The sequence below is a fragment of the Nonomuraea sp. NPDC049504 genome, from assembly GCF_040676845.1.
Classification (GTDB): domain Bacteria; phylum Actinomycetota; class Actinomycetes; order Streptosporangiales; family Streptosporangiaceae; genus Nonomuraea; species Nonomuraea salmonea.
Genome location: NZ_JBFAPT010000008.1, coordinates 84,322 through 107,684, shown reverse-complemented (window position 1 = coordinate 107,684; position 23,363 = coordinate 84,322). Strand labels below are relative to the sequence as shown.

Annotated in this window: 21 protein-coding genes and 1 pseudogene; 15 read left to right on the top strand and 7 right to left on the bottom strand. The window is 68.3% G+C overall.

Going from position 1 to position 23,363, the window contains the following annotated elements; genetic code table 11:
* The first annotated feature begins 71 nt into the window (after positions 1-71).
* From AB0K28_RS17405 to AB0K28_RS17375, 7 genes and pseudogenes are all read left to right on the top strand, one after another.
* Positions 72-1,007, top strand: a complete 936-nt coding sequence (locus AB0K28_RS17405; RefSeq protein WP_364370734.1) for an SEC-C domain-containing protein — start codon at positions 72-74, stop codon at positions 1,005-1,007.
* A gap of 134 nt (positions 1,008-1,141) precedes the next feature.
* Positions 1,142-3,523 (top strand): annotated as a pseudogene (locus tag AB0K28_RS17400) (DNRLRE domain-containing protein); the annotation flags it as partial.
* 827 nt (positions 3,524-4,350) lie between these two features.
* A complete protein-coding gene (locus AB0K28_RS17395; RefSeq protein ID WP_364371195.1) occupies positions 4,351-4,884 on the top strand; it encodes a NucA/NucB deoxyribonuclease domain-containing protein in 534 nt (177 codons plus the stop codon).
* Positions 4,885-4,948: 64 nt separating this feature from the next.
* Positions 4,949-5,680, top strand: a complete 732-nt coding sequence (locus AB0K28_RS17390; protein WP_364370731.1) for a hypothetical protein — start codon at positions 4,949-4,951, stop codon at positions 5,678-5,680.
* 390 nt (positions 5,681-6,070) lie between these two features.
* Positions 6,071-6,331 carry a hypothetical protein gene (locus AB0K28_RS17385; RefSeq protein WP_364370728.1) on the top strand — a complete coding sequence of 87 codons (261 nt, stop codon included), beginning with the start codon at positions 6,071-6,073 and terminating at the stop codon, positions 6,329-6,331.
* A gap of 168 nt (positions 6,332-6,499) precedes the next feature.
* Positions 6,500-6,937 carry a tyrosine-type recombinase/integrase gene (locus AB0K28_RS17380; protein ID WP_364370726.1) on the top strand — a complete coding sequence of 146 codons (438 nt, stop codon included), beginning with the start codon at positions 6,500-6,502 and terminating at the stop codon, positions 6,935-6,937.
* A gap of 376 nt (positions 6,938-7,313) precedes the next feature.
* Complete coding sequence (locus tag AB0K28_RS17375) at positions 7,314-8,117, top strand: hypothetical protein (RefSeq protein WP_364370723.1); 804 nt, start codon at positions 7,314-7,316, stop codon at positions 8,115-8,117.
* A gap of 9 nt (positions 8,118-8,126) precedes the next feature.
* Here the strand turns inward: AB0K28_RS17375 and AB0K28_RS17370 are convergent, their stop codons facing one another.
* On the bottom strand, positions 8,127-11,078 hold the full coding sequence (locus tag AB0K28_RS17370; protein WP_364370720.1) for a hypothetical protein: 2,952 nt from the start codon (positions 11,076-11,078) through the stop codon (positions 8,127-8,129).
* A gap of 576 nt (positions 11,079-11,654) precedes the next feature.
* On the opposite strand from AB0K28_RS17370, the gene AB0K28_RS17365 reads away from it, so the two are divergent.
* Both AB0K28_RS17365 and AB0K28_RS17360 read left to right on the top strand, forming a co-directional pair.
* Positions 11,655-11,867 (top strand): hypothetical protein, encoded by a 213-nt coding sequence (locus tag AB0K28_RS17365; RefSeq protein ID WP_364370717.1) that lies wholly within the window; start codon positions 11,655-11,657, stop codon positions 11,865-11,867.
* Between the two features lie 235 nt (positions 11,868-12,102).
* On the top strand, positions 12,103-12,657 hold the full coding sequence (locus AB0K28_RS17360; RefSeq protein ID WP_364370714.1) for a DUF4396 domain-containing protein: 555 nt from the start codon (positions 12,103-12,105) through the stop codon (positions 12,655-12,657).
* Between the two features lie 12 nt (positions 12,658-12,669).
* On the opposite strand, the gene AB0K28_RS17355 is transcribed toward AB0K28_RS17360, so the two are convergent.
* Positions 12,670-13,203, bottom strand: coding sequence for a hypothetical protein (locus tag AB0K28_RS17355; protein ID WP_364370711.1), 534 nt, complete (start codon positions 13,201-13,203; stop codon positions 12,670-12,672).
* Positions 13,200-13,415, bottom strand: coding sequence for a hypothetical protein (locus tag AB0K28_RS17350; RefSeq protein ID WP_364370708.1), 216 nt, complete (start codon positions 13,413-13,415; stop codon positions 13,200-13,202). The genes AB0K28_RS17355 and AB0K28_RS17350 overlap by 4 nt, the downstream gene beginning before the upstream one ends.
* Positions 13,416-13,581: 166 nt before the next feature.
* Here AB0K28_RS17350 and AB0K28_RS17345 point away from each other — a divergent pair, with 166 nt between their 5' ends.
* Complete coding sequence (locus AB0K28_RS17345; RefSeq protein ID WP_364370705.1) at positions 13,582-14,796, top strand: histidine kinase; 1,215 nt, start codon at positions 13,582-13,584, stop codon at positions 14,794-14,796.
* On the top strand, positions 14,793-15,446 hold the full coding sequence (locus AB0K28_RS17340; RefSeq protein WP_364370702.1) for a response regulator transcription factor: 654 nt from the start codon (positions 14,793-14,795) through the stop codon (positions 15,444-15,446). Before AB0K28_RS17345 ends, AB0K28_RS17340 begins: the two co-directional genes overlap by 4 nt.
* 14 nt (positions 15,447-15,460) lie before the next feature.
* Here the strand turns inward: AB0K28_RS17340 and AB0K28_RS17335 are convergent, their stop codons facing one another.
* The gene (locus AB0K28_RS17335; protein ID WP_364370699.1) at positions 15,461-16,108 is read right to left on the bottom strand and encodes a helix-turn-helix domain-containing protein; all 648 of its coding nucleotides are present in this window, start codon (positions 16,106-16,108) and stop codon (positions 15,461-15,463) included.
* Between the two features lie 40 nt (positions 16,109-16,148).
* Between AB0K28_RS17335 and AB0K28_RS17330 the strand changes: the two genes are divergently transcribed.
* Together AB0K28_RS17330 and AB0K28_RS17325 are read left to right on the top strand one after the other, a co-directional pair.
* Positions 16,149-16,340 carry a hypothetical protein gene (locus tag AB0K28_RS17330; protein ID WP_364370696.1) on the top strand — a complete coding sequence of 64 codons (192 nt, stop codon included), beginning with the start codon at positions 16,149-16,151 and terminating at the stop codon, positions 16,338-16,340.
* On the top strand, positions 16,337-17,320 hold the full coding sequence (locus tag AB0K28_RS17325; RefSeq protein ID WP_364370693.1) for a saccharopine dehydrogenase NADP-binding domain-containing protein: 984 nt from the start codon (positions 16,337-16,339) through the stop codon (positions 17,318-17,320). The genes AB0K28_RS17330 and AB0K28_RS17325 overlap by 4 nt, the downstream gene beginning before the upstream one ends.
* 14 nt (positions 17,321-17,334) lie before the next feature.
* Here AB0K28_RS17325 and AB0K28_RS17320 read toward each other — a convergent pair whose 3' ends face one another.
* Positions 17,335-18,957, bottom strand: coding sequence for a VanW family protein (locus tag AB0K28_RS17320; RefSeq protein ID WP_364370690.1), 1,623 nt, complete (start codon positions 18,955-18,957; stop codon positions 17,335-17,337).
* Positions 18,958-19,390: 433 nt separating this feature from the next.
* Positions 19,391-20,794, bottom strand: a complete 1,404-nt coding sequence (locus AB0K28_RS17315; RefSeq protein WP_364370687.1) for an MFS transporter — start codon at positions 20,792-20,794, stop codon at positions 19,391-19,393.
* Between the two features lie 123 nt (positions 20,795-20,917).
* Between AB0K28_RS17315 and AB0K28_RS17310 the strand changes: the two genes are divergently transcribed.
* Complete coding sequence (locus AB0K28_RS17310; protein ID WP_364370684.1) at positions 20,918-21,718, top strand: helix-turn-helix transcriptional regulator; 801 nt, start codon at positions 20,918-20,920, stop codon at positions 21,716-21,718.
* 55 nt (positions 21,719-21,773) lie between these two features.
* On the opposite strand, the gene AB0K28_RS17305 is transcribed toward AB0K28_RS17310, so the two are convergent.
* Entirely contained in the window at positions 21,774-22,811 is a 1,038-nt protein-coding gene (locus AB0K28_RS17305; protein WP_364370681.1) for an alkylmercury lyase family protein, read from the bottom strand.
* A 91-nt stretch (positions 22,812-22,902) separates the two neighbouring features.
* Here AB0K28_RS17305 and AB0K28_RS17300 point away from each other — a divergent pair, with 91 nt between their 5' ends.
* Positions 22,903-23,301: a heavy metal-responsive transcriptional regulator gene (locus AB0K28_RS17300; RefSeq protein WP_364370678.1), complete on the top strand. Its 399-nt coding sequence runs from the start codon at positions 22,903-22,905 to the stop codon at positions 23,299-23,301.
* The last annotated feature ends 62 nt before the right edge of the window (positions 23,302-23,363 follow it).

Below are 23,363 nucleotides of genomic sequence, written 5' to 3'. Positions count from 1 at the left end.
CTGACCCGCCAAGACAGCACCCGTAGTGGAGTCGGACAGATGGCCGTGGCGGTGCCTCTACGCTCGTACGGGTGACGAGCGACAACCTGGTGAGCCAAGCCGACATCGACAATCTGGGCATGGGCCGCTTCTCCGGAGCCGAGCGGGATGCGGCAGTGGCCCGAGTGCTGGCAGCCGTCGATGACCCCGATCTTCGCGGTGAGGACTTCGATCGGCCGTACGCGCTGATGGTGGCCTGCGACTTCCTGGCGATGGACGGCGAGGTCGATCGGGCGATAGAGCTTCTACGCCGAGCGGACACCGAAAACCTCCGGCGGCGGAACATGGAGCCGTTGGCCCGGCTGGCCGCGCTCCTGCACCAACAAGGCCGGACCGAGGATGCCTCCGCGACCTTCCGCCGCGTGGTCAAGGAGGGGCTGGCGGACTGGACCGACTATGACCTTTACGCTGACGCGCTCGGCGAGAGCGGCGATCAGGCCGGCGCCTTGCAGATCCTGGTCGGCGGCCAGGAGCGGCTGACCAGGCAAGGCAAGGCTCTGTCCGCCGCTCAGCTACAACGGTCGATCGACCGGCTCCGCCGCGATATGGGCTTCCCCGACGCGCCCGCGGCGCCGGATCCGGACGCCCACTGGCATGAGAAAGAGGGCGATCCGCGCACCCTGTTCTGGCCCCGTGAGGACTTCGACCGCCTCTCCCAGCGGTGGCCGCAGATCGCCGAAAAGTATGGAACCGACTGGGACAATCACCGCTCCCGCGTCGAGCTGGCCGGTCTCGAACTCGCCAGCGAGGGCTCCAAGCTGCATCTCCTGTATGCCGACTTCACCGCATTCGCCCAGCTCATGATTCAGCGCCCCGACCTTGCCGACCCGATCGGCGAGTACTTCGAGGACGCGGCCTTGGATGCCACAGACCTGCCATGGCGGACGGAGCGGAACGCCCCATGCTGGTGCCGCTCGGGACGGAAGTACAAGCAGTGCTGCCGACGCCTTGGTATGGGGAGCCAGTAACGTGAGGTCGTTCTCGTAGGCGATGCGACGTGGATGGCCGCACGGAGCTGGTGGTCGAGCCGGACCAGAAGTTCCTGGCAGACGTGGGCACGACCTATCCGGTGACGCTGGCCGCGGCGGTCACCCTGCCGGATATGACCGATGTGTGGATCTCCAACTACGGAACCCCGGGGTCGAGCACCTACCGCAACAAGACGCTGTGGGTGGGCACCTACGACGACGGCGAACCGGCGCCGCTGGTGGAGCGTGCCTACCTGAAGTTCGACACCACTACCCTGGCCAACGTCAATGTGTCGGCGGCCACGCTCAGCATGCGCCGCACCGACGCCGTCGGGTGCGGCGACGCCCAATCCGGCATCAAGGCCCAACGGATCACCGCCGCCTGGACCGACGTCGAGCTGACCTGGGAAAACCAGCCCGGCACCACCACCGCCGGGGAATCCGTCGCCAATGACGCCGCCACCTGCGGCGCGCCCGGCACGATGAGCTGGAACCTCGCCGCGATGGCTCAGGCGTGGGCGGCCGGCAGCGCCAACCACGGGCTTATGCTGCGCGGCGTGGATGAGACGCTGGACGACGGCCGACCGCCATACGACCGGGCCTTTGACTCGTTCAACGCCACCAACAAACCCACGTTGGACGTCACCTACACGCTCGGCTCCACGCCCACTGTGGCAGAGTTGCAGATCAGCCCGGCCACCAGCACGGACGGGACGGTGATCGCCACCTCGCTCACCCCGCAACTGGCCGTCACCGTCGCCGACACCGCCAGCGGCGACCTCACCGGGCAATTCGAGATCGAGCACGACCCGGCCGCCCCGGAGCAAGGAACCGGCCAGATCTGGACCGGCATCTCAGCCGCCGTCGCGTCGGGAAGCCAGGCGACGACAAGCGTACCCGCAGGCAAGCTCGCCGACGGCTGGAAGATCCGCTGGCGCGCCCGCGCCGCCAACGCCGCCACCTCGTCAACCTCGGCGTGGTCGGACTGGCAGACGGCAACGGTGGACGTGCCCAACCCGGCCGTCGATGCCCTCCAAGTCACCCCATCCGAGGTGAGAGATGGCGTCACGGTGGCCACCAGCCTGACCCCGGCCATGCGTGCGACGGTCACCGACCCGGCCGCCCAGCCACTGCGGGCCGAGTTCGAGGTCGAACACGACCCCACCGCGTCGGGGCAGGGCAGCGGTCAGATCTGGACCGGCACGGTGGACGATGTCGCCACCAGCACTCAGGCATCGGTCATCATCCCCGACGGCAAGCTCGCTGATGAGTGGAAGGTGCGCTGGCGCGTCCGCGCGATCAACACCGCCACCACCGTTGGCTCGCCCTGGTCGGAATGGCAGGCGGTGACCGTGGACGTACCCGACCCGGTCTCCGAACCGGCCGTCGGCGCCCTGCAGGTCACCCCGTCCGAGCAGGTGGACGGTGCCACCGTCACCCCCACGCCCACCCCGTCGCTGCTCGCCCAGGTCATCGACCCGGCCGGCAAACCGCTGCGGGCGGAAGTCGAACTCGAACACGACCCGGCCGCCCCTGCCGAACAGGGGACCGGCCAGATCTGGACCGGAACCGCGGACAACGTCCCGGCCGGGACACAGGCCACCATCACCGTTCCGGCGGACACCCTGTTCGACGGATGGAAGGTGCGCTGGCGCGCCCGCGCCGTCTCGGCCACCACCACCTCGGCCTGGTCGGACTGGCAGACGTTCACCGTCGATGTGCCCAAACCCACCGCCACCGCGTTGGCCATCACCCCCTCCAAGGTGGCGGACGGCGTCACGGTGACCACCACGCTCACCCCAGCGCTGCAGGCCACCCTCACCCACCCCACCGGCCAGACGCTCCGGGCGGAGGCCGAAATCGAGCACGACCCGTCAGCCCCCGACGGTCAAGGCAGCGGCCAGATCTGGGCCGGCTCTTCGGACGAGATCGCCTCCGGCGCCCAAACGAGCGTGACCGTCCCCGCGGGGGCACTCGCCGACGGCTGGAAGGTGCGCTGGCGGCTGCGCGCGGTCACCGACGACACCTCATCGGCCTGGTCGGACTGGCAGACGTTCGCCATCGACGTCACCCAACCCGGCGAGGAGCCCTTGGCCCAGACCGCCGGACCGGTGATTCGCACTGACCAGAGCTTCTCGGTGGCCGCTTGGCTGCAGTGGGATGACAAGGAAGGAAACTACAGCGTCATCGAACAGCGGGGGGCGCATCAAACGCCGTTCCGCTTGGGTAATACGCAAGACCACGGGCTAATCTTCACGTTGACCAACGCGGATACGGCGGACGCGGTACATGAAGGTGTACTCTCCGACGTCGAGCCGCCCGTCAACGAGTGGTTCCACCTCGCTGGTACATACGATGCTGCTGCCAAGTCGGCATCGCTCTACCTCAACGGCCAACTGCTGAAGACCACACCAATTAGTTACCCGGCATGGAACGGCTCCACGAAAATGCTCCTAGGAGCCGAGATGCGAGGGGCCATAGACAACGCCCGTGTATACCAGAGAGCTTTAGGCGAGGAGGACATATCCGACCTACTGACCGTTCCAGCAGCCATCGCTGATGCCTCTACGAATCCGAGGACTCCAGAGCGAGCTCCTACCCCTCAGGCTTTGCCCGCGTTCGACTATGAGCGAATGTCGCTGCAGAAGTGCGAGGACGAGCGTGACGCCCGAGCAGGGAACAGCCATGCAAACACCGATGGCTGGGACAAGGTCGTAACATACTCGAGCTGCTGGAGCCGCCACCTCATGTTCGCAATATACGAGGAGACGGAAAAGTACGATAAAAAATGTCAGTGCAAGAAGACGGTAAAAGACATCGACGACTTCTTGAACTTCGACTGGACTGTGGTCATGCACTCTTACCTGGGAGATAGCAGCGGAACAGGAGTTATTGGGGGCGGCACTATGCATCCCCGTAACGTCAAGGTATGGACCAGAGTCGACAACTTCTGGTCCGACGGCAATTTCCTGGAAGAGCTGATCGGCGGAGACGGCATAGATGACGCTGCGCTCGACAAGACCCTCTCCCTACAGCTCAAGGTTGCGGGCGGGAGCACGAATTGCATGGTCGTCGCTTCAACCTTGACCGCAATGGGGACTCCACCCGCACCGAACGCGTCGAAAAATGGATCAGGAACGGCGACAACGAATTCATCATCCGATCCTTGGATGGCGGCCCCAGTCGCTGCACCATTGAGCCATGGATTACCTACGACAACCCGAAGAATCCAGGCAGCGGCGACAAGCAAACACTGCCGGGATGGGGACATCCTAAGTGGGTGGACGCGAACCCTGAACGTCTCCGCGAGACCGCACCCAGAGTCCGTTGCGACAACCAACCCATGGGCGGAAAACTCGAGTTCTACAAGGGGAGCTGCATATTCTCCGCAGCCAAGCGCGTTCTGGTTCTGCGACCTTGGAACTTCGATTACGGCCAGGTCGCCCGACATATCGAGAAAGCTTTCACCCAACCCGAGAACACAGTGCCTTTCAAGTCCGTCCAAAAACATATCCCAGGCAATTGGAATGCGCCCAAAGGCACGCCCGAACGAGATCCGCTCACGCGAATCGACTCCCAATCAAACCGTTACAATCAGAACACAAAAGCCAAAAACCTCGTATGTGAGGAGTTTTTTGCCGATCGGCCCCGGAAAAAGAATGGCGCCCCCGAGGACGAATGGCAACAGTGCGATGAATATCCATTCGCATCCACAAAAGAAGGCGGCGCATACGATCACCCCCAGTACGGAAAGGACAATTTCTCCGTACAGGCTGTCCTGGGAACGCACAACTCGACTGCCGGTGGCGATCTCGCAGTGTTCTATGCCAGGTACCGGGTCCTGCTCGGCAACAAGTTCTGGGTAGCGGTTCAATGACCTATTTCGGGGACGTCGTCGGAGCGGCGTCCCCGAAATACCGCCTTCCAGCAGGAGAAAATGAATGAGACAGTCGGAGAGGCTTTGGCACCTCGCCTACAAGTACCGCATGGGGATGTCTTTCCATGGTCTGTGGGTGGAGAACACCGACCTTGCCCAAGTTGCCGCGCAGATCGGCGCGGACCCCGCATCAGGAGTCATGTGCAAATGGGAAGACCTGGCCAGAGGGTTGGATATCGGCGAAAATACCCGTCTTGCATGGATGGGGAGTATCAACAACAGCTGGACGCAGATCGTGGGCGACCCAACGCCGTTCGACGCTTTGCCCGCCTTATCGGCTGGAAATCGTCGCGCTCTGCGGGTCGCCTGGACGGTTGATGGTGTCCACGACATCTACTATGCGGTTGGCGGATACTACGTCACCGCCTTCGGCGTGACAAAGCCGGATGCACGCAAGGGTCAAGACCCGCACGCGCTCGACAGTTACGCCACCGGCCTCCAGTTCGATATCCAAGACGCCTCCTGGGAAAGCGATCCCGATCTATTGCCGGGTTGGCATGAATACTCCGCCTGGAAGGAGACGCTCTACGACTTGCCAGACGACGACATGGTCGACGACGCGTACGAGAGCATGCCGCCAGAATGGAGCCACCTGCTGGATCTCTCTCTGAACGGCTACAGCCCGCAATTGGCCACATGTATCACGTCGGCACTGATTCTCGTAGGGCGCGTAACCGGCCGGGAACTCGACGAGACGTGGATGGAGGGTCACCACACCCGATACACCATCAGCTGAACCGCGAGGTGCAAGGTGCCCGCGCTTGTCCTGAAGCGGCCAGGGCACCTGCACGATCTCATGACTCAGCAGGAGCAAGACCCGCCCAGGGGGCTGCTGGCATACTGGCGTGTCTCTACGGGCAACTTTCCCCAGCACTCCGGACACTTGGCGTGACCTCGTCCACCGATCGAGTGCAAGCCACAGCTGACATCCGTCGGCGCACACCGCGAAGGAGGGAATGCCACAGACGGCAGAGATTCATGTGCAGATCAGCAGGCGATGCGGCTTTGTCGATGCGGAGACGGCGCCGGTTGTCACCTGCGACCACGGTACGAATCCACGCCACCATGCAGACTGCGCTGAACGCAACGGTGCGCGCCCGGTTGGTTTCGGTCAACCCGGCCAACGATGCCGAGTTGCCCCATCCCCGGCGACGCATCCGGTGGTCCGGACCGCCGGGCGGACCGCCCGACGGCAGCAGCGCGAAGAGCGTCGACCGTAGCGGTCAGGACCGAACAGCAGTTTGCGACCTTCCTGGCCGGTGTCACGCAGGACCGCCTGTATGCCGCCTGGTGGCTGGCCGCGCTGCGCGGCCTGCGCCGGGATGAGCTGACCGGGCTGCGCTGGACGGACATCGACCTGCAGACTGCGGAGCTGGCGGTCACGTAGCAGCGAGTGCACGCCGACGGCCAGGTCGTGGTCGGGCCACCGAAAAGCGCCGCCAGTTGCCGGGTGGTGGCCCTGGATGCGGAGACCGTACGGGGGCTGACCCGGCACTATGAGCGCCAAGGGGAACTGAGCGCGGCGGCGGTCACCCGCTGACGAGACTCGGGCTACGTGTTCACTACCGTGGATGGGGCGCCGTTGCGGCCGGACTACCTCACTGGCCGGTTCCGCCGGCTGGTGGCCGCCTCCGGACAGCCACCTATCCGGCTGCACGACCTGCGACATGGCGCCGCCACCCTGGCGCTGGCCGCGCACACCGACCTGAAGGTGGTGCAGGCCATGCTCGGGCATGCCAGCATCGTGCTGACCGCCGACACCTACGTCTCGGTGCTGCCAGAGGTGGCCCACCACGCGGCCCGGGAAACGGCCCCGGCTGGTGCTGAAAGCCGCGTCCGCGCTGGAGCGGCCACTCGGCGGCTGACTCAGCTTCGCCTCACATCTGCCCCAGGCCGCGCCGGCGCGCGGACACAGCTGAGGTTTCCGCTGGTGAAAAGCGCGCCCTGCAGGATTCGAACCTGCGACCGTCGGATTAGAAGCAAGATCCTTTAGTGCCGTCACGTGCCGTTGAGTGATGTATTGTGCCGTCTCAGCGCGTTTTACGTGCCAGGCCGTGCCGGGCTCTGACGGCGCATGACGGGGCGTACGAGCACGCGCCGAGCACGGCGGACACCCTGATGTGATCATTGCGGGTGGCGCCACACATTGGATTCAGCACCGCAGAGCACGCCGACACTACGTAGAGGGCAGTCCTGTGCTCGGCACGTGCTCCAACCTGTACACCACTCCCATGGACGCAATCGCCATCTAGACAGTCCAGAACTGGGCCGTGAAAGCGTTTCGGCCGCTTCAAGCCGGTAACGCAGTGTCTGATCATCGCTATATCGAGAAGGGGGACGCGACGGTCGCCCGCGAGGAGGATGCCGGGATGGGTGTTGCGGAGACCCCGTCCGCCGACGCGGGCGGTGATCGCGGTTCCCCCCGGTGGACGAACCTCCTCGTCGGGCTCGGCTCAATCGCCGACCTCGCCGCCGTGGCGCAGTTGGTTACCAGCGGCGCGAGACAGTGGATTCTGGTGGCCGGGTTGCTGGCGGTCCTCGCCGGCGTACTCGGGCTGATCCAGCTTGTCGGGCAGCCGATCGGGCGGCGGGCCATGGTGATGGTGGTCCTGGTCGGCACCGGCGCCGGGGTGACGGGCGCGATGATCGGCCAGTTCTTCGGCGAATCCCCTGAGGCGGAAAAGTACCCCGCCGCGGCCGGCTCCCCCGGGCCCTCGGGAGCCGGCGGCACTCCGTCTCCCGGCACCGGGTCAGCCTCCGGGCCGGCGGCGGCGGCGACGGCCGGCGCGGTGGCTTCCGTCGCGTCCGGGCAGGTGCTGCGCCAGGGTGCGGCGTCGTTGAAGGACCAGGACTACCTGGACGCGGAGACCGGGAAGATCGGCGAGGTACGGCCGGGCGCCAGCGATGTCGTGTATGTCGGCCCCTACCGCGAGCTGTGGACGGCCGGCGGCGGAGCCCTCCCCATCACCCCCGTCGAAGGCCGCCCGGACGCCGCCGCGTGCGCGGCGGCATTGCAGGTCCGCGACTACGACATGGTGGTCATCGGTGACATGAAGGCCGGCGCCTGGGCCTGCGCTCGCACGGTCGAGGACAACCTCCTCGCCGTCCAGATCCGCGCCGTGCCGGAGGGCGACGTCCCGCTGGAGATCGCCTACACCGTCTGGCAGAAGTGATCGGGCCGGTCAGGGCGCGCGAAGGTAGGCGACGCCGAACGTACTGTCGCCGGGGACGCCGGCGGGGCTGTGACACCAGACGTAGACCGAGACCCGGGGCGGCGCGGCGTAGGAGTCGATCGTGCCGAGGTGACAGTAACGGCCGTCCGGCCCCGTCGCGGTGACCTGCACGCTGTCGCCGGTCTTGCCCAGAGTGTTCCAGGTGAGGCGGTAGTAGCCCGTGCCGAGCCTGGTGACCACCGGCACCTCGCCGTTGCCGCTGAAGGAGCGAGAGGCATCCACGACCGGGTCGGCCGGGTCGCCGGAGACGCTCGTGTAGGCGGCCGGCGTGCCCGCGTCCCTGTGCAGCCCGGCGCCATCCACGTAGGAGAGCAACCACAGCGAGTCGGCGGGCCGCGCGGTGGCCGCGTCGCCGATCTCGTGGCACGCCACGGCGATCTCGACCCGGCCGGTGCCCGGCGTGGTGCCCACCGGGGCGCACCGTGCGGGCCGCCCGGCGCCGAAGGGGGTCACCTGAACATGGCCGGTTCCCGCCGCGAAGTCCGCGCCCTCCAGGGTCACCCGGTAGCGGCCAGTGCCCTCGCGCACGACGCGGATGACGCCGCCGGCCGAGTTCACCGTGCCGTCGTTGTGGACGGGATTCACCGTCGCCGAGCCCCCGGCGCCATCGTCGTACTTGACGGTGGCGTAGGGGCTCGTCCCCACGGCGGGTGCGGCGAAGAACATCGTGAACCACCAGTCCACCGGCGCGCCCGCCTCGTTAAAGCAGCGTACGCGAATCAGCTCGTCCGGACCGTCGGGGGCGTAACCGGTGACGCCGCAGGTGCGGCCGCGGTACACGGTCCGGTACGCAGTCACGTGCGCAATCCCGGCCGCGGCCGCGACCCCGGGAAGGCGCACCTCGTACTCACCCGTACCAGTGTGCACGACCTCGGCGCGCCGGCCAGCCGCGCCGGAGTCGAGTCGGCCGGTGGTCCACTGCCAGTACGGGTTCAGCGGCGTCACGACGCCGATCGGCGCCTCGGACACAGTGGCCCGGTCCATGTAGGCGTAGCCCCAGCGCGGCGCCGGCGCCGGTCTCGGGCCGCTCATGGCGACCATGGCGTCCACGAGGCGTGACCGGTGGCGTTTGATCTCCTCCGTACCCATCTCGCTGGCCGGCTCCGGCAGCGGCTGCCCGGCATCCGGTGAGACGCCGATGCGGAACCCGAGGCGCTGCCAGTCGTCCGAACCGTCGAGATGGTCGTCGTAGCCGTACAGGAGGGGGTAGTGGAAACCGGGGATCACTCTGGCCCGGTCGGTTGGCAGGGGGATGGTGTCGCACTGGCCGTTGAGACCGGCGTAGATCAGGCCGTACCTGGACAGGTCATCGGTGTTCCGGGCGGGTTCGGTCTCCAACTCGTCGTTGTTGGGCGGCGTACGGTCCGGGTCCATGCCGTCGACGCACTTCTGGAACTCGCCGTTGACGTCGACGGCGACCGGGTGCTCGTCGAGTGTGGAGTCGGCGTCCCAGTCCAGCCCGGTGGAGCCGTCGCCCGTTCGCAGGTTTCCCTTGTTGTCCCACCAAGCCGCCATGGTGTCGGTGCCGACGCCGATGCCGGTGTGCTCATCGAGGCGGCGGCGGTCCAGTGCGGGCAGCGTTTCCCTGGAGTAGTCGAGCCTGCTCACCTGGTCGAGCGCCTGGCGTAGACGGGTGCCGCCGTCCGTGGCCGGGCCGATCGTCTCGATCGACGCGTGCCAATCGCTGATGTCGGGCAGGCCCACGAACTGGTAGTTGTAGTTCATCACCGACAGGTAGTTCGGCTTGTGATTGACGTCGTCGGCACCGCCGTGGAGGAGACCGAGGGCATGGCCGAGCTCGTGCGCGAACGTTCCGCCCTGCACCCGCACGGGAACGATGCCCGCCCAGGTGCCGAGCGTGACCATGAAGTCCCGGCCGTCGCAGCACCATCCGCTGCCGTCGGTGTCGTCGTGCTGGTAACCCCAGATGTTGTAGCGGAAGATGTTGGCCCGGCCGCCGGTGAAGTGGGCGGCGCGGAAACGATCGAACGGCGTCTTGCCGTCCCGCACGATGTTGAGCGGTTGCTTACGCTGCTCAGGGGTGACCGGGATGGCATCGTCGACGTGCACGAGCAACTGGATGCCTGGCTTCGGCGTGTGGCCGTACGGGCAGGCGGGCAGAGCCGGGCGCGGCGCCGCGTCGAACATGGCGACCACCTCGGCGATCGCCTCAGAGGACGGCTCGTCATCGCCGTCATCCGTGCCGTCGTCGAGCCAGTCGATCTCGACCGCGATGGTGGCGCGGCACGGGTCGGCGCCGTGGTCCGGCAGCCAGGTGTCGGCCGTGCCGTCGGCGTACTTGGTGCCTTCGCGCTCAACGCGGTCGGTCAGGCCGTCACCATCGGTATCGGGGTCGCGGACGCTGAAGGTCTGGTTCGCGTTCTTGCCGAACCTGTGCAGGTACTGCCCGGCCGGCGCGGCGAGGTCGACGAGGACGGTGTTCGAGTCGCGGTCCAGGATGCGCAGAGCAGCCAGATCCCAGTTGTCCGCCATGTCGTCCGGCGCGGCGGAGAAGTGGTGGAGGAAGAACCCATCGAGCACGGTGCGCAGCGGTACGCAGGGCGACAGCACCGCATTCCACGTGAAGGTGGCGTGAGGGCGGTCGCCGGTGCTGCCCGAGTGGAACTGGAGCAGTGGCTCGGGATCGGATATGCCGTCGCCGTTGGCGTCCTCGAAGAGGAAGAACGGGCCGGTGGGCCGGTCGCCCAGCTTGATTGACTCCATTGAATCGTCGCGCAACCCGTCAGGGCCCGTGGTGATGGTGAAGGCGACTCTGCACAGCTTGTCGGGCAGGGCGTGCGCCGCCAAGGGGGCTCCCACCGCTGCGAATACGAGACAGATCGCGATCAAGACGACGCCGGCCATCCGCTTGCCCAGGGTGCGTCCCCGCCCAGCCGCCATGTACGCCCCTTCCGCCTGTCGCCCAGACGCATCGAACCCCGGTGGGGAGCGGGCGGCAAGACCCTCCCCGTCAGGCGTCCCTGAAGCTTGGATGTCAAGCTGCGAGCTGTTCGAATCGGTCTGACCAGGCGGTTGCCTCGTCGTAGTGGGTTTCAGACAGCCATGAAGGATGCCGACAAGACGGTTGCCCACCTGTCTGAGGGCGGAGTTGTGCCCGACGTCGCGGGCGCGGAACTGGTCATGTGGCGCGGACCTGATCGTCGTGCAGGAGGGTGCAGGAGACTTGGAGATGGAGGGCGTCGACGAGTCGGTCGTTGTGTATGAACCGGGCGTGGACGGTGCGCATCTTGCCGGACTCGCGGGGATCGGGGAGGTGTATGGGATGCCTTCGGCTCACGTTGAACCCGCATCGCGCCAGCCGGGGTATCGGGTGAGGGTCCTGCCGGGCGCCGTCGCTCCCTGTTGTCGCCCCGGGGGGCCAATGCCGGGTCACGTGCACCGTGACCCGGCCGACAGCGCCGCGGGGGTTCGCCGCGCCCGACCTGCGCGACCCCGTCGTCATCAAGGGACGGCGGCTTGACGGCGACAGCCCCCGTCGCGTTCGACGGCACGCATAGAGAGCCGCTCAAGAACGAGATCGTCATCCCGCCTGATCCTCAGGCCAAGGACTGGCGCGACCGTCCCGGCTACGTCCGATTGAAGGCGCCCGGTTGTTACGCCTTCCAGATCGACACCCCGGACAGCTCCACCTTCCTGGTCTTCAATGCCGTAGGGCCCACCGTGTCCTGAACCCGCCGGGCCGGACGGGGCGACACCAGAGTTGGCCCGCACGTGCTGGACCCGGTGTTGGTGTTCAGGTGGATCACGCACCTCGCCTACTACTTCACATAGTTTGATCATGGCCCAACAGGCTCTCCCTTCTCCCCTCTAAGGTCGCGAATGCCTACAAACCCCATCAGTCCACGTGTTTCTCTCTTATACCCCTTACCCGTACAATCTGGACCCCACGACTATGGAGAATCACATGGATCACAGCGGTCACCACCACCCGAGTCCCGGCTCGACCTCGCACGACGAGCACGGGCACACTCACCACGCGACCGAACACTCCGGATATGAAACATCTGCCACCCCCACGGCCACGTGGGGCATGGCCGCGCAGGCGACTCTGCATTGCCTGACCGGCTGTGCCATCGGCGAAGTGCTGGGCATGGTGATCGGCACCTGGGCCGGCCTGTCCAACGTCGCGACCATCGTGCTGGCGGTGGCCTTGGCCTTCGTCTTCGGCTATGCGCTCACCATGCGGGGCGTACTGCGCGCCGGGGTGGACTTCCGCAGCGCGTTGAAGGTCGCGCTGGCCGCGGACACCCTTTCCATCGCGGTGATGGAGATCTTGGACAACGGCGTCATGCTGATCGTGCCGGGCGCCATGGACGCGGGCCTGGCCAGCTGGTTGTTCTGGGTGGCGCTGGCCGGGGCCTTGCTGGTGGCCTTCGTGCTGACGACGCCGGTGAACAAGTGGCTGATCTCCCGAGGCAAGGGCCATGCGGTGATCCACCAGTATCACCAGGGCCACTGAGTACGGCCCCCTCTAGGCCAGGGTACTGGCCCGGCTTGTGGCCTTCTTGCGGCGGTTGTCCTGCTGTTTTCGCCATCCGTATCGGGTCAACCCCTGTGGTTTCACCACGGACAGGATCGTGATCAGGAACAGCACGGCCAGGCCACCGACGGAGTGCGGCAGCGTGCCGGGCAAGGCGCGAGGATCAGCGCTGCTGGCCGCGTACTCGGCCAGGGCGGTGACGGTCCGCGCCTCCGCCAGCAGGACGACCGTGGCGACGACCGTCAGCGTGAGTTTCGCCAGCACCCAGTAGTGACGGAACAATCCCCACGTGGTCCCCAGTGACTGCAGCAGGCCCGTGGCCAGCGCGGCCCAGGCGAGCGGGACGATGACGTACGAGGTCGCGATGTCCTTGGCGAGGTACGCCCCGCGCACGGTGGCGACATCCTGGCTGTTCACCGTCGCGATGTCGAGCGCCAGGTAGGCGGCGACCGCGCCCAGCCAGCCGACCGAGCAGGTGACGTGTGCGACGAGCGCGGCCGTGCGGAGGCCGCGCGGCATGGTCATGCTCCTCCCTGCTGTTCGCTGGCGCCTGGTCCCGTGGGCAGGTGCCGTCCCGGCCCATGCTCACCTCCAAGGCCGGTGATCCGCATGAGGGCGAACAGCAGGAGCAGCACGCCGACCACGATCACGGCCGTCTTCACCCAGCGAGGCATGCGCGGAGGTGATCCGCGGTCGGGGGCGGTGCCACCGTCAGGGCCGGGGACCGAGTTCGTCATGTGCTGTCCTTCCGTTCTTGCCGCCATGTCGGGCTCACCACTTCACATCCAGCGGGTGGGGTGGCGCTTCCCCCTGTGAGGAGAACTTCCGCGTCCCCATGGCGTGGACAAGGTTCATCCGTCAGGGGGATTCGGTCCGGAGGGCGCGCAGGTAGCCTTGGCGTTCGTGTCCTCCCAGATCAGCGCGCGCCGGCTCTTCGCGGCCCGGCCCGTCTGGGGAACGCTGTTCGACGTCACCTTGACGATCGCCGTGTTCGGCGGGTCGCTGGTGCTGCTGGCCCATGGGCTTGGTCTCCTCCCTCACGGCGGTATGAACCCGGCGCGCGCCGGGGCAGGTGACCTCGATGCGCTCGCCCTGGTACTGGTGGGCTTGTCGGCCGTGCCGCTGGTGCTCTGGCGGCGCTCACCGCTCGGCGTGTTCGCTGCGGCTGCGGCGGCGAGCGTGGTGCTGTCGGCCCTGGACTATCGCTCGGTGCTGATGCTCGGCCCCGTCGCCGCGCTCTACCTGTTGACGGCCAGCCGCGAGCGGCAGTCGCCCTGGACCTGGCGGGCCACGGCCGTGGTCTGTGGCCTGGGCGTCGCTCACCTGGGCGCGAGTATGGCCGCCCGTGACGTTCCCGGGATCGCCCTGTCTCTGACGCCGATCACGTGGGCGGTGGCGTGGTTCGCCGGCGAGCGGACGAGGCTGCGGCGCGAGCAGATCGCCGAGCTTCGGGAGCGGGCCATGCGGGCGGAACGCGAGGCCGAGCAGGAACGGCTGCTGGCCGCCGCGGAGGAACGTACCCGTATCGCCCGTGACCTGCATGACTCGGCCGGGCATGCGATCAGCGTGATCGCCGTCCGGGCGGGCGCGGCCCGGCTGCGGCACCGCCAGGATCCGGAACGCTCGCTGCGGGCGCTGGAGGCCATCGAGGAGCTGGCACGGCAGACGGCCGGTGAGATCGACCAGATCGTCGGCACGCTCCGTGGGCACGGCGACGCGGCGGATGAGGCGCCGCCCGGGCTCGCCTCGCTCGACGACCTGATCTCGCGTCACCGCGCCGCGGGGCTGAAGGTCACGCTGAACGCTTCCGGGTCTCCGCCAGACTTCGGCGGGCTGGCGGATCAGGCCGCGTATCGGATCCTGCAGGAGGCGCTGACGAACGCGGCCCGCCACGGAGACGGCTGCGCCGGGGTCGAGCTGGTCTTCGGTGAGGCCGCCGTGGAGATGACCGTCCTCAACAAGGTGCCCGCGGCCGCCGTTCGACGCCATGGTGGCGGGCACGGTCTGATCGGCATGCGGGAACGCGCGACGCTGATGGGAGGTAGCCTCGACGTCGACCGCGCCGAGAACGCCTTCCGCGTCCGCGCCCGCATCCCCTACGGAGGCCACCGCCCATGACGCGGGTGCTGATCAGCGATGACGACGACCTGATGCGAGCAGGGCTGATCGAACTGCTCACCAACGATCCCACCATCGACATCGTCGGCCAGGCAGCAACCGGGCGCCAGGCGGTCGAGCAGGCGCGCCGGCTCGGGCCTGACGTGGTGCTCATGGATGTTCGCATGCCGGACATGGACGGCATCATGGCCACCCGGGAGTTGTCGCGCATCGCCCCGGGTGCGCGGGTTCTCATCCTGACCACCTTCGAGCAGGACGACTACATCTTCGGGGCGTTGCGGGCCGGCGCCTCCGGCTTCCTGCTCAAACGCACCCGGCCCGAGGATCTCATCGCCGCTGTCCACATCGTCGCCGCCGGCGACTCGCTGCTGTCGCCGTCGGTGACGCGGCGGGTGATCGACCGCATGGCCCGGCAGCCGGCGCCGGACCTCGCCGATCAGGCTCTGCTGGCCGGGTTGACCCGGCGCGAGCGAGAGGTCCTCGAGCTGGTTGCCCGTGGCCTGTCGAACCGCGAGATCGCCGCGGCCCTGGTCGTCGAGGAGTCGACGATCAGAACCCACGTCAAGAGGCTGTTCATGAAGCTCGGGCTGCGCGATCGCGTCCAGGTGGTGATCTTCGCTTATGAGAACGGACTGAACCGAGCAGAGTGACGATGACCTGCTCGTCAGGCCAAGGTGGTGAGCATGCTGATCAGAGCGCGCTCGGCCCAGGCCTGCCAGGCGGCGTGCGGCCATTTCCGCTCGCCGGCCAGGAGGTTGTAGGTCTCGGGCGACAGGATCGCCAGCGCGATGTCGGCGGCGGTGTCCGGGGTGAGGTCGTCGCGTAGCCGGGTCTTGGACGCCAGAGCGTGGGCGAAGGCGAGCTGGACCGTCAGCCGTTGCCGGAGGTTGGCCGACCACAGCTCGCTCAGGTCCGGGTCGGTGGGGGCGGCGCTGCGTACGACGTCCAGCAGGGGCGCGGCGCGCAGGTAGATGTCCCCCGCGCCGGCGACCTGGCGGCGCAGTTGCCCGCACGGGTCGGGGTCGGCGAGGGCGTCGGTGGCCCAGGGGCGTTCCAGTGTGGGGATGGGCTGGTCGTCTCCGGCGATGGCCTGGTCGAGCGCGGTGGCGAGGATGGCCTTCTTGGTGCCGAAGGCGTAGTAGATGGTCTGCTCCCCCACGCCGGCCTTGGCGGCGATGGCGCCGATGCTGGTGCCCGTGTAGCCGGCGGTGGCGAACAGGTCGGTGGCGGCCTTGAGGATACGGGCGCGCGTGACCGCCGCCCTGGCCGCCCGGCCGTCGGGCTTTCCCGGTCGCTGTGACGTGGCACTCACGAACTTGACTGTAGCAGCACTACAAAAACATTATCGTAGTATGACTACGAAAACGTTAGGGCGCAGCAGCCTCTCACCCACCGCGCCGGCCGGGGTGGTCAACACCTGGACCGTGGCGCTCGCCGACGGGCTGCGGCTCGGCTTCGCCGGTGCGGCCGTACTCGCCGCAGGCATCGCCTGCGCGCTCGTCATGTTCACCCGCGAGCCCGCGTTCGAGGGAGCCGCACGATGAACAACGTCCTCATCCTCGGCGGTTACGGGGCGGTCGGCCGCGAGGCGGCCGACGCGCTCACCAGCATGAACGTCATCGTGGCCGGACGCAACCCGGACAAGGCCCGCCCGATCCCCGGCACCACCGCGATGCGCGTGGACGCCACCGACCCCGCCGACCTCGCCAGGGCCCTGCACGGAGTGGACACCGTGCTCATGTGCGCCGAGATCGACAACGTCCGTGTCGCCCGCGCCTGCGTGGAACGCGGCATCCACTACGTGGACGTGACCGCCTCCCACCCTCTGCTCACCGGCCTGGAGCAGCTGGACGAGCCAGCCAGGCGGAAGGGTGCGACGATCGCGCTCAGCGTCGGCCTGGTCCCCGGAGTGACCAACCTGCTGGCGCGGATCTGCGCCGAACGCTCGACATCCCAGACGGAGGAACTGCTCATCGGCGCGCTGCTCGGCTCAGGCGAGGCGCACGGGCCCGCGGCACTCGCCTGGACCCTGGACGGGCTCGGCACGCTCCAGGGCTCCTGGAGCATGCGGTTCCCGCAACCGTACGGGGAACGCGTCGTCCACCGCTTCCCGTTCTCCGACCAGTACACGCTGCCCACCACCCTGGGCACGCCCTCGGCGCGCACCGGTCTGTGCCTGGACTCCCGCCTGGTGACCCGGCTGTTGTCCGCGGCCGGGCGCCCGGCCGTTGCCCGGCTCCTGCACCGCCCCAAGGTCCGCGCGCTGCTGCTGCGCGCCCTCGGCGCGGCTCATGTGGGCGGCGACGGGTTCGCCGTGACGGTGCGCTCCGGCACCGTACGGGCGTCCTTCCACGGACGGCGGCAGAGCCGCGCCACCGGACGCGCCGCCGCCCTCCTGATCCGCCGCCTCCCCGGCCTGCCCGCCGGGGCCGGGCACATCGAACAACTGGTGGAGCCCGTCACCTTCCTGACGGAGCTGGCCGCCGAAGGCTTTGCGCTCGACCTCGACGACCAGCTCGGGTGAACTGTCAGCCCTCGTCAGGACTTCGTGCACGTGAGACGCGGTTCGGGATCGTAGACGGTGTTGAAGCGCTGCTTGCGCACCACCTTGCCGTTCTGCTTGAAGATCCGCCACACGTCGATGGTGAACCCCTCCACGCCCTCCATGGGAATGCAGTCGGGCCCGGACTCGGTGAGGCTCTGGATGGGTTTGGTGTTGTAGCGGGCCGAGCTCTCGGACTCGATGTCGTAGCGCTTGGTGCTCCAGAACTGCACGGTGATCGAGGTGGCCGTGTACGAAGTCTTGATCAGGACGCCGTGTTCGAAGTCGTTGCGCCAGCGAAAGTCCGGCTGGGGGAAGGAGACCGTGGACTCCCGCCCGGCCGGATAGCGGGAGATGTAGTACTGGTGCGGCCTGTGCTGGACGTCTTCGAACCCGCCGAAGAAGACCGCGTTGAACATGGTGGTGGCGAACTGCGACACGCCGCCGCCCACGTCGTTGACGAACCGGTTGTTGAGGATCATCGGCGCCTCGACGAAGCCGCGCGCCTTGTCTCGCTTGCCGACCACGCCGTTGAGCGAGAACGTCTCGCCGGGCTGGACCACGTACCCGTCCACGATGTCGGCGATGCGATGGATGTTCGTCACCCGTGGTGCGCAGCAGGGATGGTGCGTGGTGAAGGAGCTGACCTTCTCCTTGACCCCCATCTCCTTCGCCTCCGCCGTGGTCACGCGTGGCTGCCGCTCCACCGCCGGCAACTCGATCCGCCGATTTCCCGTCACCACGGCCTTGGCGATGGCCGGGCCGAACGCCTTGGCATCGGCGCCCCGGCCGGCGCGTGCGGGGATGACCCGGGGCCTCCCGCTGACGATCTTGAAGGAGGCGTCCTTGGGAGGAGTGCTCACCAAGGTCCTGGCCAGAGCTTGGCTGACGTGAGCGGCGTTGAAGGCCGGGCGAAGTCCGCCCTTGCCGTCCGGGACAAAGCGTAAGCCTGCGGCCAGCTGCTCCCGGGAGACGGTGGCCTGCTTGCCGCCAGTGGTCAGCGTGATGGGAGCCGCGACCGCCGTGCGCGCCGTGGTGGTGGCGACCTGCCGGACCTCGGCGGCCGTGAGAGTGGGCTTCACTTCCCGTACGCCCAGTTCGACGGAGGTACGGCCGGCCGCGAAGGCCGTTCGCACGGTTCGTGCCGCCGCGTCGCGATCCAGCGCCCGCCCGGACTTGGGTAACGTGGCCCGCGGTTCCAGCCCCTTGTAGCGAATGCCTCCTTCCACCGGCTTCCTGTTCACGGCCTTGGCCAGGGCGCTGAGCCCCCCGGCCAGCCGCTGATCGTCCACGGTGACCACGGGCGGGATGTGCCGGCTGCCGAAGAGAGAACGGACGATTCCCGCCGGGGTGGTGGCGCCCTCCATCGCGGCCTCGACCGTCGCCCGCGCGTCGAAGCCGAAACCCAGGTCCGTGGGCGTGGCCTGCTTGCGTTCGTCTGCGGCGATCAACGTCAGCGGCTGCTCCAACCGCCTGCCCAGTTCCGCTTCCAGCCGGGAGCGAGCGTCCTCAGGCGAGCGTCCGCCGATGTCCACACCGTCCACCCGGGTGCCCGGAGGAACCTGTCCGGACAGCACGATGGCCGGTACCGCATAGGCCAGGACAGCGGCGAGAAGCACGGCCGCCGGGATGAGCACGCGTGGCGAACGCAACGCGCCGCGAGACGGGCGGCGACGCTTGGGACGCGACCTCCTCATGAGGTCGCCCGGCGGATGCACAGTGCCAGGCTCAGGAGCGCTCATGGCACCGCCGGGCGATCCGGCTCAGCGACGTCTGCGGCCATGTTCCACCCACGGGACCTCGAAGCACCGGCCAGCCCGACACCGAGCCCATGATCGTCATCGTTACTCGGGTTCTCGTCGTCGGGCGTCCAGGAAGCTCGTGACTGTCCGCACGCCGGCGCACCCGGAGCCTGAAGGGCCAGGGCCGCTGCTGTGGCGCGAATCCGTGGATAGCACACGCGAGACACCCTACTAGCTGGACTAGTAGCACAGGTGAGGGTGGAGAACGGTCATGCCACATGGTCTCTCGGCCGCGACAGGCGCCGTGGCGTCAAAGCGCCACGCGTCGGATTCGGAGGCCTGCGGCGATGAGGACGGCGCCGAGCGCGAGGAGGGCGGCGGCGACGATGAGCGCGAGCGAGAAGCCTTCCGCAACGGCACGAGAGGAGCCGGCCAGCGCGTCGTTGTGGCGTTCTGCCACGGTGGCCAGTGCCGCCACTCCCACGGCACCGCCGAGCTGCTGGACGGAGCTGAACAAGGCCGAGCCCAGACCGGCGTCCTCCTCGGTGGTACCCGTGACCGCGGCCATCGTCAAGATCGGCAGGCTCAGCCCGCAGCCCAGGCTCGTGACGAGCATGCCCGGCAGCACTCCCGCGACGTAGGAGTCGCCGGGTGCGACGCCGGACAGCAGCAACAACCCGGCCGAGCTGATCAGGAATGACAGGACCAGCATCCAGCGCATGGTCATCCGCATCACCGTGCGGGTGGCGAGCCGCATGCCGAGAAGAATTCCGGCACCGTAGGGCAGGTAGGCGAGGCCGGCCTCGATCGGACCGTACCCGAGCACGGTCTGCAGGTGGATCATCAGCAGGAAGGCCATCGCGTAGAAGGCCACGGAGAACAGGAGTGTCGCGCCGTTGGCGACGGCACGCGTGCGATGGGCCAGGAACGACAGCGGCACCAGTGGCTCGGCCGCCCGCGTCTCCGCCAGCAGGAACCCGGCGGCCAGGATCGCGGACAAAATCAGGGGGACGATGACGGCCACGTCCGCCCAGCCCGACTCGCCGACCTGTAGCAGGCCGTGGACCAGGGACACCACGGCGGCGGTGCCCAGGAGAGCTCCGGGAACGTCCAGGCGGTACCGCCGGCCGGTACGGCTCTCGGTGGTGAGGCGGGGCAGCAGCACGAGCGCGGTCGCCGCCACAGGCACGTTGATCAGGAAGATCCAGCGCCAGGAGACGAGGCCGGTCAGCACACCGGAGATCAGCAGGCCGGCGGTGCCGCCCAGGGCCGCGATGGCGCCCCAGATCGCCAGTGCTCTGGCACGTTCCCCGGCTCCGGGGAACATCAAGGTGATCAGGGACAGCGCGGCCGGGCTGGCCATGGCCGCACCGGCACCCTGGACGAACCTTCCGGCCACGAGCTGCCACGGCTCCTGGGCGAGCCCGCAAGCCACACTCGCCAGCCCGAACAGCGCCACCCCGATGAGGAAGACGCGGCGCCGGCCCAGCAGATCGGCCGCTCGGCCGGCCGTCAGCAAGAGCCCGCCGAAGGCCAGGAAGTACGCATTGACGACCCAGACCAGTCCGGTGCCGCTGAAGCCCAGGTCGTCGCGGAGACTGGGCAGCGCGACGCTCACCACGTTGTCGTCCAGGACCAGCATGAACTGCACCAGGCACAGCACGACCAGAGCCGCGCGACGGCGTCCGACCACGGCCGGAGACAGCGGCGTCATGGCAGGCGTCCCATCATCAACGGCAGCACAGTCGAACGAGGAGGAGGTTGAATCAGCACCCGACCGACGCTATGCGCCGACAAAAGCTGGCCACAATCCGCGATAGGGCCAGACAATAGCGTGATGAGGACACGTCCCGAACGCATGATCCAGGCCGTGGATACCGGCGTCCCACCTGGCGCGGGGGTGATCGTCGTCGGACGCTTCCCGCTGGAGTCCGGGCAATGGATCTCCCCGCACAGCCACACCCATCACCAGCTGGCCTGGACACGCACCGGTGTGCTCAGCATCGCCGTCGACGATGCGCACTGGGTCTTGCCGCCCACCCGGGCCCTGTGGTTGCCGGCCGGAGTCGTGCACCGGACCGGCGCGACCCGCGACGCCATCTTGTGCAGCCTCTACCTCGACCCGGAGCGGTGTGCCGTGGGCTGGACGGTACCCACCGCAGTCGGGGTCGACGGGCTCCTGGCCCAGCTGATCGGCTACCTCGCCCGCGAGGACCTCGCCGACGACGCTCGGCTGCGAGCCGAGGCGGTGGTGCCTGACCTGTTGCGTCCCTTGCCCGCTCTGCCGATCGATGTTCCGCTTCCGGCCGACGAACGCGCACGTGCGGTGGCCGACGCCCTGCTCGCCCAGCCGTCGGACCCCCGGAGCCTGGATGCGCACGCCCGAGCCATCGGCGTGAGCCGGCGTACCCTGACGCGGCTGTTCATCCGCGAGACCGGGATGAGCTTCGACCGCTGGCGTACCCACGTGCGGCTGCGGGCCGCCCTGCCTCTCCTCGCTGAGGGCCGGCCCGTGTCACAGGCCGCTCATGCCGTGGGGTACGCGACCCCGAGCGCTTTCCTCGCCGCTTTCCGCAGAACCGTCGGCACCTCTCCTGGCCGCTACCTCAGCGGAGACGCCGTTCCCGACACTCGATAGGCCTCTGCTGCGCGGATCCGGGATGGCGGGTGTCTCCTCGGTCTTCGAGGGGGTTCTAGTAGACCGAGACGTGCGGTCGTGGGATCAGGAGCGGACCGAAGGTGGCCACACCCAGCTCCAGGGCCGTCTGTTGGCCGAGGACCTGGCCACTTACCTGCGGGTTGGCGTCGGCCCAGGTGCGGGCGCCGGCGGGGTCGGCGAAGAAGTTGACGTAGCCGCAGCACACCTCGGCGGCCGCGGCGGAGCCCGGTGCGGGCACGCAGGAGTCGCAGGTGACCAGCTGGCCCGCGAACACGACCGCGGTGGCCGGTGTCCAGCGTGCCTGCCCGGAGGCGGTGACCTCGACGGTGACCGGACGGCCGTCGAGCGGGTCGGTGGAGGTGACGTGCACGTCGCGACCGAGCATCGCGGCGATGCCAAGCGCGTCGATCGCGCACATCGCGAACACCTGCGGCCCGCCGGCGATCTCCACGCGGTGCGCGGTGGGAACCGAAGAGAACGGGTAGGCGGCGAGGATGTGCCCTGCGGCATCCAGACGCAGGAAGTCAGCGGCGTGCAGCTCGGCCAGCACCTGCTCAGGGCTCGCGCCGTACGGGCGGACGGAGTCGGCCAGCTCCGCCATGCCGGGTGCGTGTCCGGTCTCGGCGAAGCACCGCAACACCCGCTGGTGGACCGCGCGCAGCCCGCCCGCCACCGGGGCCAGCCGTCCGGCTCCTGCCCTGCCCAGCGCATCCGACCACACCGGAAACCGCTCCCACCGCGCCGGTCCGCTACCGTCGGTGAGTGCCTGCTCCAGCGCCCGGCGCAGCGCCGCCACCGACGGCGCCCCCTCCAACCGGCCCTGCTCATCGCGAAACATCCGGCAGGCCAGACCGGTCGGCACCGCGGGGTCGGCGAACGGGTCGATCCCGTCGATCAGCACGGTCGGCGAGCCGCGCATCTGCCAGCGCGCCGCCTGCTCGGTGTCGGCCACCGTGCGGCGCGGGATCGAGGCGGTCGGCCCGGCGCCGATGTCGGCCAGCGCCTGCGCCAGCCGCCGCTCCAGCGTCGGCGCATTCGGGCAGTCCGGCACCGCCACCACCACCAGCTCCATCGCCTGACCTCCCTGTTCATGCTGTGGGCTCGCGTCCCTCCGACGGTAAATCTTCCAGTGCACTGGAAGGTCAAGGCCGTAGCGTGGAGACATGCGCATCGGCACCCTGGCCACCGCGGCCGACCTGACCACCAAGACCATCCGCTTCTACGAACAAGCCGGGCTGCTACCCCAGCCGCCCCGCACCCCCGCTGGCTACCGCGACTACCCGGCCGAGGCCGCCGAACGGCTCGCTTTCATCCGCGACGCCCAAGCCGCCGGGCTCACCCTGGCCGAGATCCGCAGCGTGCTGGCCATCCGCGACGCCGGACAGCCACCCTGCCGCCACGTCACCACCCTGATCGAGACCCACCTGGAGCAGGTCGAGGCGCGCATCGCCGAACTGCTCGCCACCCGCACCGCCTTGCAGAGCCTGCACCAGCGGGCACGAAGCGTCGATCCGGCCGACTGCGGCCCCGAAGGAATCTGCCGGATCCTGGCCCCTGCGTGACCTCTCAGGCCCCGATATTCCGTGCAGAGTGATCCCAGGAGCATCTCCCTATCCTCCGGCCC